Here is a 16,116-nt window from a genome sequence, read left to right as displayed (position 1 = left end):
CGTCCAGGCAGGTCGGCCACATCACGCCCGGCACCCGCCTACGATCCGGGTTGTGGACTTTCCCGAGCTGGCCGCCCGGACCCGTCGGTTCAGCCTCGGAGCGCCGCGCGCCGTCACCGTCGCCGATGACGGCTCCCGGGTGGTCTTCCTCCGCTCGGGCGGCCCCGAGGACACCGTCGAGGCGCTCTGGCTGCTCGACGTCGGGTCCGGGGAGGAACGGCTGGTCGCCGACCCGGCGGCGCTGCTCGGCGCGGACGCCGACCCGGCGGCGCTCTCCCCCGGGGAACGGGCGCTGCGCGAGCGGTTGCGGCTCAGCTCCGCCGGCATCGGCTCGTACGCCCTGGACGCGGCCGGCCGGGTGGCGGTGTTCGCGCTGGCCGGGCGGGTGTTCCGGGCCGACCTGGTGCACGGCGACGTGGTCGAGGTGAGCACCGTCGGGCCGGCGCTCGACCCCCGGCCCGACCCGGCCGGCGAGCGGCTGGCCTACGTCACCGACGCCGCCGACGGGGTCCGCCGGGGGCAGCTGCGGGTGGTGGAGTCCGACGGCACCGACAACCTGCTGGCCGGGGAGGACTCCGGGGTCACCTGGGGGCTGGCCGAGCACATCGCGGCCGAGGAGTTCCACCGGTTCCGCGGCTACTGGTGGGCCCCGGACGGCCGGTCGGTGCTGGCCGCCCGGGTGGACGAGTCCCGGGTGAACCGCTGGCACCTGCACGACCCGGCCGACCCGGCCGCCCCGCCGACGACGCTGGCGTACCCGGTGGCCGGCGGGGCCAACGCCGAGGTCAGCCTGCACCTGCTCGACCTGGACGACGGCTGGGTCGACGTGCACTGGGACCGGGAGACGTACCCGTACCTGACCTCGGTGGACTGGGCCGACGGCGGGCCCCTGATCACGGTGCTGCGCCGCTCCCAGCAGCACGGCCTGGTGCTCGCGGTGGACCCGCGTACCGGGGAGACGCAGGTGCACGCCGAGCTGGCCGACCCGCGCTGGGTGGAGCCGATCCCGGGCACCCCGGCCCACCTGCCCGACGGCCGGGTGCTGGTCGGCGGGGAACTGGCCCACGACGGGTACGACGCCCGCTGCCTCTTCGCCGACGGCACCCTGCTCACCCCGCCGTCGCTCTACGTACGCCGGGTGGTGGGCCGGCTGCCGGCGACCGGCAACGCCCCGGCGGACCTGCTGGTGGAGGCGAGCGACGGCGAGCCGAGCGAGCGGCACCTGTTCCGGGTGCGGACCGCCGTCGGCGGCGGGGTGGACGCCCGCCGGCTGACCACCGACGCCGGCTGGCACACCGCCGCCGTGGGCGGGGACGTGCTGGCGGTCGGGTTCGCCTCGCTGGACCACCCGGGCACCCGCTGGACGGTGCGTCGGGGCGACGACGAGGTGGCCGAGCTGCGGTCGCTGGCGGCCACCCCGCCGTACCAGCCGCTGCCGCTGCTGGAGCGGGTCACCGACCGGCGGCTGCCGGCCGCGGTGCTCTACCCGGACAACCACGTCACCGGCCGGCGGCTGCCGGTGCTGCTGGACGTCTACGGCGGCCCCGGCCACCAGGAGGTGGTGGCCGCCCGGGCGGCCTGGCTGGAGCGGCAGTGGTGGGCCGACGCCGGTTTCGCCGTGGTGGCCGTCGACAACCGGGGCACCCCCGGGGTGTCCCCGTCGTTCGAGAAGGCGATCCACCGGCGGGTGGCCGACGTGGTGCTCGGCGACCAGGTGGACGCGCTCACCGCCCTCGCCGAGAAGCACCCCGACCTGGACCTCGGCCGGGTGGCGGTGCGCGGCTGGTCGTTCGGCGGCTGGCTGGCCGGGCTGGCGGTGCTGCGCCACCCGGAGCTGTTCCGCTGCGGCATCGCCGGCGCCCCGGTGACCGACTGGGCGCTGTACGACACCGCGTACACCGAGCGCTACCTGGGCCTGCCGGACGACGGGATGGACGTCTACGCCCACCACTCGCTGGTCGAGCTGGCCGCCGAGCCGGTGACCGGCCCGGACCAGGCCCGCCCGCTGCTGCTGGTGCACGGCCTGGTGGACGACAACGTGGTGGCCGCGCACACCCTGCGGCTGTCGGCGGCGCTGCTGGCGGCCGGGCGCCCCCACTCGGTGCTGCCGCTGACCGGCGCCACCCATCTGGCCGCCGGCGGCCTCGCCGAACGACTGCTCCGCCTCGAACTGGATTTCCTGCGCGCCTCGGTGTAAGGAGGGGCCCCTTGTTAACGCCCCTCCGGTATGGGAGGGGCCCCCGCTCAACGCCGGGGTGTTGAGCGGGGGCCCCTCCTTACCGCCGGGTGGTTACTGCTTCACGTACGCGTTGACGAAGCTCGGGTAGCCGAAGACGGACGAGATGAAGACGCCACCGACCTTCGAGCCGTGCACCGCGTACGCCACGTCGACGTAGAACGGCACGACCGGGGCGTGCTCCTTCATGATCCGCTCGTCGAGCTTGCCCCACTCCGGGCCCTGGTCGGCCGGGGGCAGTGCCAGGATCCGGTCCATCTCGGCGTTGATCGCGTCGTCGTTGAAGTACGCGCTGTTGCTGTTGCCCTCGGCCTTGATGGTGCGGCCGTCGTAGAGCACCGGCAGGATCGAGGCGCCGCTCGGCCAGTCCGCCGCCCAGTTGCCGATGTACAGGTCCCAGGGGTTGTCCTTCTTCTTCACCTCGTCGAGCTTCGCGTCGTCCGGGATGTTCCGGACGGTGATCTTGAAGCCGGCGCGCTCCAGGTTGGCCTTGAGCTGGGTGCCCTGCCGCTGCTCGGTCGAGTTGTCGGCGACGCCGAGGACCAGCTCGGGGGTCTGCCCGCCGAGCAGTTCCTTGACCTTCGCCACGTCGCCGGTGGCGCCGGCCGGGTACGCGTCGTACGCCTGGTAGCCGATGGCCGACGGCGGCATCAGGGTGGTCAGCGGCTGGGCCACGGTCTGCCCACCGAGGGCCTTGATCATGCCCTCCCGGTCGATCGCGTAGTTGAGCGCCTGGCGGATCTTCAGGTCCTTGACCCGCTGGTTGTTGATCACCAGCTGGTTGGCGCTCGGCGTCGGGGACAGGATGGTGCGGGACTTCAGCGCCTGGTCACCGGCCACCTTGGCGACCAGGGAGGCGGGCACGTAGTTCCAGGCCAGCGCACTCTGGTCGGCGCCGTTGTCGGCGATCACCCGGTTGACCGCGGCGTCCGCGGTCGGGCCGAACGTCCACACGAACTGGTCCGGGTACTGGTGCCGCACCGGGTCGGTGTTCGGGTCCCAGTTCGGGTTCCGGTCCAGGGTGATCTGCACGCCCGCCTGGTTCTTGGCGATCTTGTATGGGCCGGACGAGAACGGCTTCTGGTCCAGGTTGACCCCGGTGTCCAGCTCCGGCTTGAGCGGGGCGGTGGTCGGCAGCGAGACCGCGAACGGCAGGTCGCAGCGGGGCTTGGCGAACTCGAAGCGCAGCGTCTTGTCGTCCGGCGTGGTCAGGCCCGGCGGCAGCGACGTCTTGTTCTTCTTGAAGTCCCACTTGGTGTCGAACTGCGCGGTGTCAGCCAGCCACTCCTGAAGGTAGGTGGGGCCGCCGGTGAGGTCCGGGTCGAAGGACCGGGCGATGCCGTACGCGATCTCCTTGGCGGTGATCGGGCTGCCGTCCTCGAACTTCACCCCGTCCTTGATCTTGAATTCCCAGGTCTTGCAGTCGTTGTTGACGTTCGTGCCCGGCGTCTCCGCCAGGTCGCCCACCAGGACCAGGCCGCCCTTGCCGTCGTCCTTCCAGGTGGTCAGGTAACGCGCGAAGAGCGGGTTGGCCATCAGGCCGGCGAACGAGTACGTCCGCTGCGGGTCCAGATGGGAGATCGGCGTCTCCCGGATGATGGTGAACGTGCCGCCCTTGGCGGCCCCCGCCACCTCGGCCGCCGGCCCCTGCGAGTCCTTGGGGTCGGTCGCGATGACCCCGGTCTGCTGCCGGTTGGTGTCCACCGTGGTGCCCTCGCCCGTGTTCTCCGAGCAGGCACCCAGCGCCACAACCAGTGCGATGGCACCGCCAGCGGCGGCCGCTGCGCGTGGTCGCATCTCCTACCTCCTCCACCCGTACGCCGGGCGAATCCGCCGACGTCCCGAGGATCGTAAAGAAAAAAACCTACAAGTTGGGTAACAGTTGTCGATAAATTCCGTCGCGGTCAGCCGAGCCGCACCCGCGGGTCGATCGCCGCGTAGAGCAGGTCCACCACCACGTTCGCCAACACCACGAAGACCGCCGCGATCAGCACGGTCGCCATGATGGTCGGCAGGTCACCGGAGCGGACGGCGTCCACCGCGGTACGCCCCATCCCGTTGAGGCCGAAGGTGGTCTCGGTGATCACCGTCCCGCCCAGCGCCCCGCCCACGTCCAACCCGGCGATGGTCACCACCGGGGTGATCGCCGCGCGCAGCGCGTGCCGCCCGTACACCTTGGGTTTCGCCAGTCCCTTGGCCCGCGCGGTGCGCACGAAGTCCTCCGACAGCGTCTCCAGCATCTGCGCCCGGGACAGTCGGGCGTAGATGGCGGAGAAGAGGAAGGCCAGCGCCACCCAGGCCAGCACCAGCCCGCTGGTCCACTTCAGCGGGTTGTCGAACAGCGACGTGTAGTTCGGCACCGGCAGCAACCGCAGGTTGTAGACGAAGACGATCAGCAGCACCGCGCCGACGAAGTACAGCTGCAACGAGGCGCCGGTCAGCGAGAAACCGATCGCCGCCCGGTCCAGCCAGGTGCCCTGGCGCAGCGCCGAAACCATGCCCAGGCCGACCCCGAGCACCAGCCAGAGGATCGCCGCCGGGATGACGATGCTCAGCGTCACCGGCAGCACCCGGGCGATGGTGTCCGAGACCGCCTCGTTGGAGACGTACGACCAGCCGAGGCAGGGGGCGTCGCACCGGCCGCCCTGGGCGCTGCCCAGGTCCCGCCCGGTGACGATGCCCTTCATGTAGCCGGCGTACTGGCTGACCAGCGGGTCGCGCAGGCCCAGCTCCTGGCGGACCCGCTCCAGCCGCTCCGGGTTGCAGTTCTTGGGGCACATGCCGCTGACCGGGTCGCGCGGCAGGGCGAAGAACATCAGGAAGCTGAGCACGCTCACCGCGAACAGGGTGAGCGCGGCCGAGAGCAGCCGCCGGACCAGGAATCGCAGCATCAGATACCTACCGGGAGGACTTCGGGTCGAGCGCGTCGCGCAGCGCGTCGCCGAAGAGGTTGAAGGCGAACACCAGCGCGAAGATCGTGACGCCCGGGAAGAAGACGTACGCCGGGTCGGTCTGCAGGTAGTCGAGGCTGAGGTAGATCATCCGGCCGAAGCTCGGCGTCTCGTCGGTCAACCCGACCCCGACGAACGACAGCGCCGCCTCGCTGGTGATGTACTGCGGCACCGCCAGCGAGAAGGAGACCAGGATCGGCGCCCACACGTTCGGCAGCAGCTGCCGGAAGAGCATGTGCCCCAGTCCGGCGCCGCTGGCCCGGGCCGCCTCCACGAACTCCCGCTCGCGCAGCGCGATGACCTGGCCCCGGACCAGCCGGGCGGTGCTGGTCCAGCCGAACAGCGCGAAGATCGCGATGAGCACGCTGATCTGGAAGTACGCCGGCACCGTCTCCCGCTGGCCGTAGAAGCGCAGCGCGACGGTCGGCATCAGGGCCAGCGCGATGATCAGGAACGGCATGGCCAGGGTCAGGTCGGTGATCCAGTTGATCACCGTGTCCAGCCAGCCGCCCAGGTACCCGGCGAGGGTGCCCAGCGTCACGCCGATGGCGGCGGTGAGCACCGCGGCGGCGAACGCGATGAACAGCGAGGTACGCAGGCCGTGCACCATCCGGATGAAGATGTCCCGGCCCAGGGCGGGCTCCAGCCCGAACCAGTGCTCGCCGGACACCCCGCCGGCGTAGCCCAGCGGCATGCTGTAACCGTCCAGGCGGTCCTGGAACTGCTCCCTGGGCCCCACCCCGTACACCGCCTCGATCAGCGGGACGGCCAGCGCGACCAGCACGAAGAAGGCCAGCAGGGCGCCGCTGACCAGGGCGGTGCGGTCGCGCTTCAGCCGCGCCCAGGCGAGCTGGCCGGGCGAGCGGCCGACGAAGCCCTTCTCCCGGGGCGCGTCGCCGTCGCCGGACGACTCGATCTCGGCCAGCGCCACGCCCTCCACGGGGGACAGGCTCACTCCGCCACCTCCTCGTCGCTGCCGCCGCCCACCGGCGCCGGCCGCGCCGCCACCGGTCCGCCCTCCGGGTAGTGGCAGGCGGCGGCCTGCCGCCCGCCGTCCCGGGAGACCAGGGCCGGCTCCTCGGTGGCGCAGCGCTCGGTCGCCTTCCAGCACCGGGTCCGGAACCGGCACCCCGACGGCGGGTTCAGCGGGGTCGGCACGTCACCGGTGAGCCGGATCCGGCCCGCCGGGCCGAGCGCCGTCACGTCCGGCACCGCCGACAGCAACGCCCGGGTGTACGGGTGCTGCGGCCGTTCGTAGATGTCCGCGCGCTCGCCGATCTCCACGATCCGCCCTAGGTACATCACCGCCACCCGCTGGCAGAAGTGCCGGACCACGGCGAGGTCATGGGCGATGAAGACGAACGCCAGGTCCAGCTCGCGTTGCAGGTCGCGCAGCAGGTTCACCACCTGCGCCTGGATCGACACGTCCAGCGCGGAGACCGGCTCGTCGGCCACGATCAGCTTCGGCCGCAGCGCCAGCGCGCGGGCGATGCCGATGCGCTGCCGCTGCCCGCCGGAGAACTCGTGCGGATAGCGGTTGTAGTGCTCCGGGTTCAGCCCGACCAGTTCCAGCAACTCCTGCACCCGCTTGCGGATCCCGCCCGGCGGGTCGATCCCGTTGACCTGCAACGGCATCGCCACGATCCGGCCGACGGTGTGCCGGGGGTTCAGCGAGGCGTACGGGTCCTGGAAGATGATCTGGAGATCCTGCCGCAGCGGGCGTAACTGCCGGCGCCCGGCGTGGGTGATGTCCCGCCCGGCGAACTCGATCGTCCCCGCCGTCGGCTGCAGCAGCCGCACCAGCATCCGGCCGGTGGTGGTCTTGCCGCAGCCGGACTCGCCGACCAGGCCCAGCGTCTCCCCCGGCCGGACGTCGAAGTCCAGCCCGTCGACTGCGCGGACCAGCCCCCGGGTGCGGAACCCGTCGCGCACCGGGAAGTGCTTGGTCAACCCGCGTACCCGCAGCAGCGGCTCGCTGTCCGAACTCATCGCGCGACTCCCACCTGGGCCACGTCGGACCGGTACAGCCGGTCGCGTTCCTCGGCGGACAGGTGGCAGGCGACCAGGTGCCCGGGCCGCCCGGCGGGCGCGAGCACCGGCACCTGGGTGCGGGACCGGTCGCCGTTGCGGTCCGCGTACCGGCAGCGGGGGTGGAACGCGCAGCCCGACGGCAGGTTGATCAATGAGGGCGGGCTGCCGGGGATGGGCAGCAGGTCCACGTCCGCGTCGCCGTGCAGCGACGGCACGCTCGACAGCAGACCCCAGGTGTACGGGTGCTGCGGCGAGCGCAGCACCTGCTCGACGCTGCCGTGCTCGACGCCCCGGCCCCCGTACATCACCAGCACCTCGTCGGCGACCTGGGCGACCACGCCGAGATCGTGGGTGATCAGGATGATCGCCGAATGGAACTCGGCCTGCAGGTCGGCCAGCAGGTCCAGGATCTGCGCCTGCACTGTCACGTCCAGCGCGGTGGTCGGCTCGTCGGCGATCAACAGGTCCGGGTCGTTCACCAGGGCCATCGCGATCATCACGCGCTGCCGCATGCCGCCGGAGAACTCGTGCGGGTACTGGTCGAACCGGCGGGCCGGCTGCGGGATCCCCACCCGGCCGAGCATGTCCACCGCCCGGGTGCGGGCCTCCCGCTTCCCGGCGCGCGGATGGTGCACCCGGTACGCCTCGGCGATCTGCCGCCCGACCGTGTAGTACGGGTGCAACGCCGACAGCGGGTCCTGGAAGATCATCGCCATGTCCCGGCCGCGCAGCCGGCGTACCTCCTCGTCCGGCAGGCCGACCAGCTGGCGGCCGCCGACGGTGATCTGACCGGTGATGGTGGCGCGCCGGGCGTCGTGCAGGCCCAGCACGGCCAGCGAGGTGACGCTCTTGCCGGAGCCCGACTCCCCCACGATGCCCAGGGTGCGCCCGCGGGCCACGGCGAACGACACCCCGTCGACGGCCCGCACCACCCCGTCCGGCGTGTCGAACCGGACCCGCAGGTCGTCCACCCGCAGGTACGGGTCCTCCGCGGCGCGCTGCGCCGGCAGGTCGGGGCGGTCGTCCGACCGCGCAGCTTCCGGACCGTCCACGACCGCCTCCCTCGGGTTGTAGAGAACCTACAGCAGTGATCCGAAGGTGAAAATAAGCTACATGGCAGGCGGTGTCAGCAGGGCCGAGCGTAACGAGTCGACAACGCCTGTCGCAGCCCCGACACGACACGACAGCGCGTCCGGCTGCACCGGCGCTCCGGTGACGGCTAGGTCGAGCACGCCACCGCGGGGCCGGGGCAGGTGCTGGAGCTGACCCGGCCGGTCCGGCCGAGCGTCCGCCCCGAGGCTCTGCTCACCTGACGGATGTCGGTCGGCTCGCCTAGGGTCGGGCCATGACCGAGTTCGATGTGGCGACCGCCGCCGTGCAGGCCGCCCTGGACGCCGGCGCGCGGTACGCGGACGCCCGGGTGATGCACCGCCGCTACGAGTCGATGTCGGCCCGCGACGGGGCGATCGAGGAGCTGACCCAGGACGAGAGCCTCGGGTTGGGGGTGCGCGCGCTGGTCGGGTCGAGCTGGGGCTTCCACGCCGTACCCGAGCTGTCGGACCGGGCGGCGCGCGCGGCCGGCCGGCGGGCCGCGGCGATCGCCACCGCGAGCGCCCGCGTTCCCGGCCCGCCGATCGACCTGGTGCCGGCGACGCCGACCACCGCGAGCTGGGCCTCGACCTGCGTGGTCGACCCGCTCGGGGTGGCCCTGTCCGACAAGGGCGACCTGCTGGTCCGGGCCACCGCGACGATGCGCTCGCACGGGGCCGACCTGGCCGAGGGGCTCTACCAGATCTGGGACACGGCCAAGTGGTTCGTCTCCAGCGAGGGGCACCGGATCGACCAGCGGATCCGGGAGTGCGGCGGAGGCATCTCGGCCACCTCGATCGGCGACGGCGAGACCCAGCGCCGGTCCTACCCGAGCTACCGCGGCCAGTACGGCACCACCGGCTGGGAGCTGGTCACCTCCCTCGACCTGGCCGCGCACGCGGCGCGGATCGCCGAGGAGTCCCGGGCGCTGCTCACCGCGCCGCAGTGCCCGGCCGGCGAGACCGACCTGATCCTCGGCGGCGAGCAGCTCGCCCTGCAGATCCACGAGTCGGTCGGGCACGCCATCGAGCTGGACCGGATCCTCGGCTGGGAGGCCGCCTTCGCCGGCACGTCCTGGCTGGACCTGGCCCGGCTCGGCTCGCTGCGGTACGGCTCCGAGCTGATGAACGTCACCATCGACCCGACCATCCCCGGCGCGCTGGGCAGCTTCGGCTTCGACGACGAGGGCTCCCCGGCGGTGCGGCGGGACGCCGTCCGCGAGGGGCGCTGGGTGGGCGTGCTCGCCGGCCGGGACTCGGCCGCCGTCGCCGGCCTGGACTACGGCGGCAGCGTACGGGCGGACGGCTGGGCCCGGCTGCCGATGGTGCGGATGACCAACGTGGGCCTGGAGCCCGGCCCGCACACCCTCGACGAGATCATCGACGCCACCGACGACGGGGTGCTGATGGACATCAACCGGTCCTGGTCGATCGACGACAAGCGGCTCAACTTCCAGTTCGGCTGCGAGGTCGGCTGGGAGATCAAGAAGGGCCGGCGGGGTCGGATGCTGCGCAACCCCACCTACACCGGCATCGGCCCGCTGTTCTGGCGCTCGATGGACATGCTCTCCGCCGAGACCGTCTCCTGGGGCACGCCGAACTGCGGCAAGGGCCAGCCCGGCCAGATCGGGCACACCGGCCATCCGGCCGCCCCGGCCCGCTTCCGCGACGTGCGAGTGGGGGTACGCGCATGACCGGCACCGAGCTGGACGTCGCCGCCCGGGTGGTGGAGCTGGTCCGCCGCCTGGCCGGCCCGGACGCCCAGGCCGAGGTCACCGTCGCCCGGCACCAGCTGGCGCTGACCCGGTTCGCCAACTCCTTCATCCACCAGAACGTCGACGAGGTGGGGGTGGCGGTGCGGCTGCGGCTGCACCTCGGCGGGCGGACGGCGGGCGGCAGCGGCAGCCTGGTCGACGCCGACGGGCTGGCCGCGCTGGTCGAGCGGACCGTGGCGGCGGCCCGGCTCGCCCCGCCCGACCCGGCCTGGCCGGGGCTGACCCCGCGCACGCCGGTCCCGTCCGCCCCGCCCACCGACGACGCCACCGAGCAGGCCCGGCCCGAGGACCGCGCGGAGCGCGTCCGCGCGTTCGTGGCCGCGGTGGGCGGCCTGGAGGCGGCCGGCTACTGCCGTACGTCGTCCCGGCAGGAGGCGTTCGCCAACTCCGCGGGCCACTCGGCGACCGGCCGCTCGGCGGAGGCGGCGATGGACGGGATCGCCCGGACCGGCACCGCCGACGGGGTGGCCCGGGGGCACGCCGACCGCCTCGCCGACCTGGACGGCGCGGCGCTGGGTGCCCGGGCCGCCGCCAAGGCCCGCGCCGCCGCCGAGCCGGTCGAGCTGCCCCCGGGCCGGTACGAGGTGGTCTTCGAGCCGGCCGCCGTGAGCGACCTGCTGCAGAAACTCGCCTGGTACGGCTTCAACGGCAAGCGGTACGCCGAGCGGCAGTCCTTCGCCGAGCCGGGCGTCGCCCAGTTCGACCCGGCGGTGACCCTGGTGGACGATCCGCTGCACGGCTCGCACCTCCAGTTCGACCTGGAGGGCACGCCGCGCCGGGCGGTGACCCTGGTGGACGGCGGGGTGACCCGGGCGGTGGCGCACGACCGGCGCAGCGCGGCCGGGGCGGGTGGGTCGTCGACCGGGCACGCGATGGCCGGCTCCGGCACCTTCGGCCCGCTCCCGCACAACCTCCGCCTGCTGCCCGGCCCCGGCGCGACGGCCGGGCCGGTGGCGGGCGCGGTGAGCGACCCGGACACCGCGGCGCTGGTGGCGGGCATGACACGCGGGCTGCTGGTCAGCGACCTCTGGTACACCCGGGTGCTCGATCCGAAGAGCCTGGTGGTGACCGGGCTGACCCGTAACGGTGTGTGGCTGGTCGAGGACGGGGTGCCCGTCCGGGCGGTGCGCAACCTCCGGTTCACCGAGGCGTACCCCCGGGCGATGGGGCCGGGCGCGGTCCTCGGCCTGGGCAGCCGGGCGGCCCGCCAGCCGGACCGGACCGACGGGGTGTGGTGGGCGGCGCCGGCGATGCGCCTGGCGTCCTGGAACTTCACCGGCGGCGCCTCCGGCTGACCGGCCCCGGGCGAGCGCGACGACCCGCCGGGAACGACGCCCGCCCGGCGCACGCCAGACGCCGCCCAGCGCAGGCGACGCGCACGGAAATATTGATCTTGGAGGAAGGTCTTTCCAAGCTGGAAAACACACGGGACACTGCGTTGCACGGCCGGGCCGTGAAGATCGGCGTAACGTGTGTCATTTAGCTGCGCCCTTTCGCGGCGCGGTCGCATGCGTGCACCACACGTGCCAGTGGACGCGGCCTCGCCGGTCCGCCGGCCGAACGGAACGTGAGCCGCCGCCCGGCGGGGGCAGCGACGTCAGGGAGACGACTCGAATGACAACAACGTCGGCCAAGACGCCGAGATCGCAGCCGCGGGGAGCGCGGGCACGCGCCGCCATCGCGGCGAAGACGTTGCGCACCGACCGCTGGTGGCTGGCGCCACTGATCACCTTCGTCGGGCTCAGCGCGTGGGTCATCTACGCGACGGTCCGGGTCTTCATGCACAAGTGGTACTGGGTGGACCAGTACCACTACCTGACACCCTTCTACTCGCCGTGCGTCACCGACCGGTGTGTCGAGGGCTCCTCGCACTTCGGCCAGTACCTGCCCGGTTGGTGGATCATCCCGGACGCGGCCTTCACCCTGCCGTTCCTGCTGCTGTTCCGGCTGACCTGCTACTACTACCGCAAGGCGTACTACCGGTCGTTCTGGTTGTCGCCGCCGGCCTGCGCGGTGCCGGACGGGCACAAGTCGTACAGCGGTGAGACCCGGTTCCCGCTGCTGGGCCAGAACCTGCACCGCTACTTCTTCTACGCCGCCGTGATCATCTCGCTGGTCAACACCTGGGACGCGATCTACGCCTTCCACTCCCCCAAGGGCTTCGGCTTCGGGCTCGGCAACCTGATCCTGCTGGGCAACGTGGTGATGCTCTGGGCGTACACGATCTCCTGCCACTCCTGCCGGCACATCATCGGCGGCCGGCTGAAGCACTTCTCCAAGCACCCGGTGCGGTACAAGGCCTGGACCGGCGTGTCCTGGCTGAACGTACGGCACATGCAGCTCGCCTGGATCACCCTCGGCACTTTGGCGCTGACCGACTTCTACGTCATGGCCATCGCCGCCGGCTGGTTCAACGACCTGCGGTTCATCAACTGAAGGCCCGGGACATGACTGAGACGCGAATCGAACGACACCACTACGACGTCGTCGTGATCGGGGCCGGCGGCGCCGGCCTGCGGGCGGCGATCGAGGCCCGACTGGCGGGCAAGAAGACCGCGATCATCTCCAAGTCGCTGTTTGGCAAGGCGCACACGGTGATGGCCGAGGGCGGCGCGGCCGCCGCCATGGGCAACGTGAACAGCCGGGACAACTGGCAGGTCCACTTCCGCGACACCATGCGCGGCGGCAAGTTCCTGAACAACTTCCGGATGGCGGAGCTGCACGCCAAGGAGTCGCCGCAGCGGATCTGGGAGCTGGAGACGTACGGCGCGCTCTTCGACCGCACCAAGGACGGCAAGATCTCGCAGCGCAACTTCGGTGGCCACGAGTACCCGCGGCTGGCGCACGTCGGCGACCGGACCGGCCTGGAGTTGATCCGTACCCTCCAGCAGAAGATCGTCTCCCTCCAGCAGGAGGACAAGCGCGACCTCGGCGACTACGAGGCCCGGATCCGGGTCTTCTCCGAGACCACCATCACTGAGCTGCTGCTCGACGGCGACCGGATCGCCGGGGCGTTCGGCTACTACCGCGAGTCCGGGGAGTTCGTCCTCTTCGAGGCCCCGGCGGTGGTCCTCGCGACCGGCGGCGTGGGCCGCTCCTACAAGGTCACCTCGAACTCGTGGGAGTACACCGGGGACGGGCACGCGCTGGCGCTGCGGGCCGGCGGGACGCTGATCAACATGGAGTTCCTCCAGTTCCACCCGACCGGCATGGTCTGGCCGCCCTCGGTGAAGGGCATCCTGGTCACCGAGTCGGTCCGGGGCGACGGCGGCGTGCTGAAGAACTCCGACGGCAAGCGGTTCATGTTCGACTACGTCCCCGACGTCTTCCGCAAGCAGTACGCGGAGACCGAGGAGGAGGCGGACCGCTGGTACGAGGACCCGGACAACAACCGGCGCCCACCCGAGCTGCTCCCCCGCGACGAGGTCGCCCGGGCGATCAACAGCGAGGTCAAGGCCGGCCGCGGTACGCCGGCCGGCGGCGTCTTCCTGGACATCGCCTCCCGCAAGTCGGCCGAGGAGATCCGTCGCCGGCTGCCGTCGATGTACCACCAGTTCAAGGAGCTGGCCGACGTCGACATCACCAAGGAGCCGATGGAGGTCGGGCCGACCTGCCACTACGTGATGGGTGGCGTCGAGGTCGACCCGGACAGCGGGGCGGCGTTCGGCACCGTGCAGGGGCTGTTCGCCGCCGGTGAGGTCTCCGGCGGCATGCACGGCTCCAACCGGCTCGGCGGCAACTCGCTGTCCGACCTGCTGGTCTTCGGCAAGCGGGCCGGTGGCCACGCCGCCTCGTACGCCGACGGGCTGGCCGCCCGGCCGCAGGTGTCGATCCGGGCGGTCGAGGCCGCGGTGGAGACGGCGTTGGCGCCGTTGCAGCGGGACACCGGCGAGAGCCCGTACGTCCTCCAGCAGGACCTCCAGGCGGTGATGGGAGATTTAGTAGGAATCATCCGCCGTCACGGCGAGCTTGTGGACGCATTGGGCAGGCTGGCCGAGCTGCGCGAGCGGGTGGCGAAGGTCAGTGCGGCCGGCGGCCGGCGCTACAACCCGGGCTGGCACCTCGCGCTGGACCTGCGCAACATGCTGGTGGTGTCGGAGTGCACCGCGAAGGCCGCGCTGGAGCGGCAGGAGTCGCGTGGCGGGCACACCCGGGAGGACTTCCCGGGGATGGAGCCCAAGTGGCGCCAGGTCAACCTGGTCTGCAAGCTCGACGGGGACACCGTCGCGCTGACCCACAAGCCGCTGCCGAAGATGCGGGCAGAGCTGATCGGCCTGTTCGACCGGGCCGAGCTGGCCAAGTACCTGACCGACGAGGAACTCGCCGAGTTCGACGCCCTCGCGAAGGAGGAGCGCTGAGGAATGGGAACCGAACCGACGCAGGCACCCGGCAAGGCGGGCGCGAAAAGGCAGTTCCGGATCTGGCGCGGCGACGACACCGGCGGTGACCTGCAGGACTACACGGTCGAGGTGAACGAGGGCGAGGTGGTCCTCGACGTCATCCACCGGCTTCAGGCCACCGACGCGCCCGACCTCGCCTGCCGGTGGAACTGTAAGGCGGGCAAGTGCGGCTCCTGCTCCATGGAGATCAACGGCAAGCCGCGGCTGAGCTGCATGACCCGGATGTCCACCTTCGAGGAGGAGGAGACGGTCACGGTGACCCCGCTGCGGACCTTCCCGGTCATCCGCGACCTGGTCACCGACGTCTCCTTCAACTACGAGAAGGCCCGGGAGACCCCGGCGTTCGCGCCGCCGGCCGACCTGGCCCCGGGCGAGTACCGGATGCAGCAGGTGGACGTGGAACGCTCGCAGGAGTTCCGCAAGTGCATCGAGTGCTTCCTGTGCCAGAACGTCTGCCACGTGATCCGGGACCACGACGAGAACAAGCCCGCGTTCTCCGGGCCGCGCTTCTTCATCCGGGCCGCCGAGCTGGACATGCACCCGCTCGACGCGAAGACCGACCGCAAGGAGTACGCGCAGGCCGAGCAGGGCCTGGGCTTCTGCAACATCACCAAGTGCTGCACCGAGGTCTGCCCCGAGCACATCAAGATCACAGACAACGGGATCATCCCCATGAAGGAGCGGGTCGTCGACCGCGGGTACGATCCCCTCGTGTGGCTTGGTAGCAAGATCTTCCGGAGGGGTCAGGTGCCTCAGACCAGCGTGACCAGCGGCCATTCCAGCGGTGCGGGGCGCGCGGGCGCCGGCCACGGCGGCGTGCACTCGCACGCCGGCGGCTCGCACGACGCACTGGCCGAGCGCCAGGCGCAGCAGGGCGTCAACTGGCACCGCGAGGTGCCCCACCCGACCGCCCCGGCCGTCGACGCCAGCGGCAAGCTCCCGCTGACCGAGTTGACCTTCGACCGGGCCGCGGCCCCGTCGCCGTTCGGTGACGACGTCAGCTTCCCGCTGCCGCCGGAGCACCTGAACTTCGCTCACCCGCAGCAGGACGAGAAGCACTGATCACACCGACGAAGACGATGACGGGGGCCACGGCGACTGCCGGCGGCCCCCGTCCCGTTTTCGACCGGGTGTCCGCTTCCGCGTCAGCTGTTGGCGAGCAGCGGCCGCAGCGCCGACACGATCGGAACGTCCGCCGGGAGCCAGTCGACGGTGTCCAGTTCGTCGGCCGACAGCCAGCGCAGGGCCGAGTGCTCCAGCGCTTCCGGCTGGTCGCCGTGCAGCAGCCGGGCCGTGTACACCCGCAGCACGGACCGGCCGTGGGCCATCCGCACGTCCCGGCCGACCCGCTCGCCGACCGCCACGCGTACGGCCAACTCCTCGGCGCACTCCCGGATCAGCGCGGCGGGCTCGCTCTCGCCGGGCTCGACCTTGCCGCCGGGGAACTCCCACCGGCCGGCGACCTCAGGCGGGGCGGCCCGGGCGCAGGCGAGCACCCGCCCGTCGTCGATGATCGCGGCCCCGACCACGACCTTCGGGTCGCGTCGGTCGGCCTGCCCATGCCCATTCGCCCGTTCGGTCCGCACGGGCGTCCAGCGTGCCAGATCAATCGGCGGTTTGGGTACCTTGGCCGGC

12 protein-coding genes are annotated in these 16,116 nt (G+C 72.0%); 6 read left to right on the top strand and 6 right to left on the bottom strand.

All coding sequences use genetic code 11. From position 1 onward, the window contains the following. Window positions 1–52 precede the first annotated feature (52 nt). Window positions 53–2,197 carry a prolyl oligopeptidase family serine peptidase gene (locus tag AB0H57_RS11580; RefSeq protein ID WP_357505231.1) on the top strand — a complete coding sequence of 715 codons (2,145 nt, stop codon included), beginning with the start codon at window positions 53–55 and terminating at the stop codon, window positions 2,195–2,197. A gap of 93 nt (window positions 2,198–2,290) precedes the next feature. On the opposite strand, the gene AB0H57_RS11575 is transcribed toward AB0H57_RS11580, so the two are convergent. The 5 genes from AB0H57_RS11575 to AB0H57_RS11555 form a co-directional block, all read right to left on the bottom strand. Beyond that, window positions 2,291–4,033: an ABC transporter substrate-binding protein gene (locus tag AB0H57_RS11575; protein WP_357505229.1), complete on the bottom strand. Its 1,743-nt coding sequence runs from the start codon at window positions 4,031–4,033 to the stop codon at window positions 2,291–2,293. 107 nt (window positions 4,034–4,140) lie between these two features. Then, window positions 4,141–5,127, bottom strand: a complete 987-nt coding sequence (locus AB0H57_RS11570) for an ABC transporter permease (RefSeq protein WP_357505227.1) — start codon at window positions 5,125–5,127, stop codon at window positions 4,141–4,143. Window positions 5,128–5,134: 7 nt separating this feature from the next. Continuing rightward, entirely contained in the window at window positions 5,135–6,142 is a 1,008-nt protein-coding gene (locus tag AB0H57_RS11565; RefSeq protein WP_357505225.1) for an ABC transporter permease, read from the bottom strand. After that, window positions 6,139–7,176, bottom strand: a complete 1,038-nt coding sequence (locus AB0H57_RS11560; RefSeq protein ID WP_357505223.1) for a dipeptide ABC transporter ATP-binding protein — start codon at window positions 7,174–7,176, stop codon at window positions 6,139–6,141. The genes AB0H57_RS11565 and AB0H57_RS11560 overlap by 4 nt, the downstream gene beginning before the upstream one ends. Beyond that, window positions 7,173–8,228, bottom strand: coding sequence for an ABC transporter ATP-binding protein (locus AB0H57_RS11555; RefSeq protein ID WP_357505366.1), 1,056 nt, complete (start codon window positions 8,226–8,228; stop codon window positions 7,173–7,175). The genes AB0H57_RS11560 and AB0H57_RS11555 overlap by 4 nt, the downstream gene beginning before the upstream one ends. A gap of 335 nt (window positions 8,229–8,563) precedes the next feature. Between AB0H57_RS11555 and AB0H57_RS11550 the strand changes: the two genes are divergently transcribed. From AB0H57_RS11550 to AB0H57_RS11530, 5 genes are all read left to right on the top strand, one after another. Then, complete coding sequence (locus tag AB0H57_RS11550; RefSeq protein WP_357505221.1) at window positions 8,564–10,000, top strand: TldD/PmbA family protein; 1,437 nt, start codon at window positions 8,564–8,566, stop codon at window positions 9,998–10,000. Further along, a complete protein-coding gene (locus AB0H57_RS11545) occupies window positions 9,997–11,376 on the top strand; it encodes a metallopeptidase TldD-related protein (RefSeq protein WP_357505219.1) in 1,380 nt (459 codons plus the stop codon). The genes AB0H57_RS11550 and AB0H57_RS11545 overlap by 4 nt, the downstream gene beginning before the upstream one ends. Window positions 11,377–11,695: 319 nt before the next feature. After that, the gene (locus tag AB0H57_RS11540; RefSeq protein WP_357505217.1) at window positions 11,696–12,517 is read left to right on the top strand and encodes a hypothetical protein; all 822 of its coding nucleotides are present in this window, start codon (window positions 11,696–11,698) and stop codon (window positions 12,515–12,517) included. Window positions 12,518–12,528: 11 nt separating this feature from the next. Continuing rightward, complete coding sequence (locus AB0H57_RS11535; RefSeq protein ID WP_357505215.1) at window positions 12,529–14,439, top strand: fumarate reductase/succinate dehydrogenase flavoprotein subunit; 1,911 nt, start codon at window positions 12,529–12,531, stop codon at window positions 14,437–14,439. Window positions 14,440–14,442: 3 nt separating this feature from the next. Further along, window positions 14,443–15,543 (top strand): succinate dehydrogenase/fumarate reductase iron-sulfur subunit, encoded by a 1,101-nt coding sequence (locus AB0H57_RS11530; RefSeq protein ID WP_357505213.1) that lies wholly within the window; start codon window positions 14,443–14,445, stop codon window positions 15,541–15,543. Between the two features lie 83 nt (window positions 15,544–15,626). On the opposite strand, the gene AB0H57_RS11525 is transcribed toward AB0H57_RS11530, so the two are convergent. Beyond that, window positions 15,627–16,067, bottom strand: coding sequence for a (deoxy)nucleoside triphosphate pyrophosphohydrolase (locus AB0H57_RS11525; RefSeq protein ID WP_357505211.1), 441 nt, complete (start codon window positions 16,065–16,067; stop codon window positions 15,627–15,629). Between the last annotated feature and the right edge of the window lie 49 nt (window positions 16,068–16,116).

The organism is Micromonospora sp. NPDC050686 (assembly GCF_040654475.1).
Lineage (GTDB): Bacteria > Actinomycetota > Actinomycetes > Mycobacteriales > Micromonosporaceae > Micromonospora.
The sequence above is the reverse complement of the archived record's forward strand: the minus strand, read 5'-3'. Positions and strand labels throughout refer to the sequence as shown.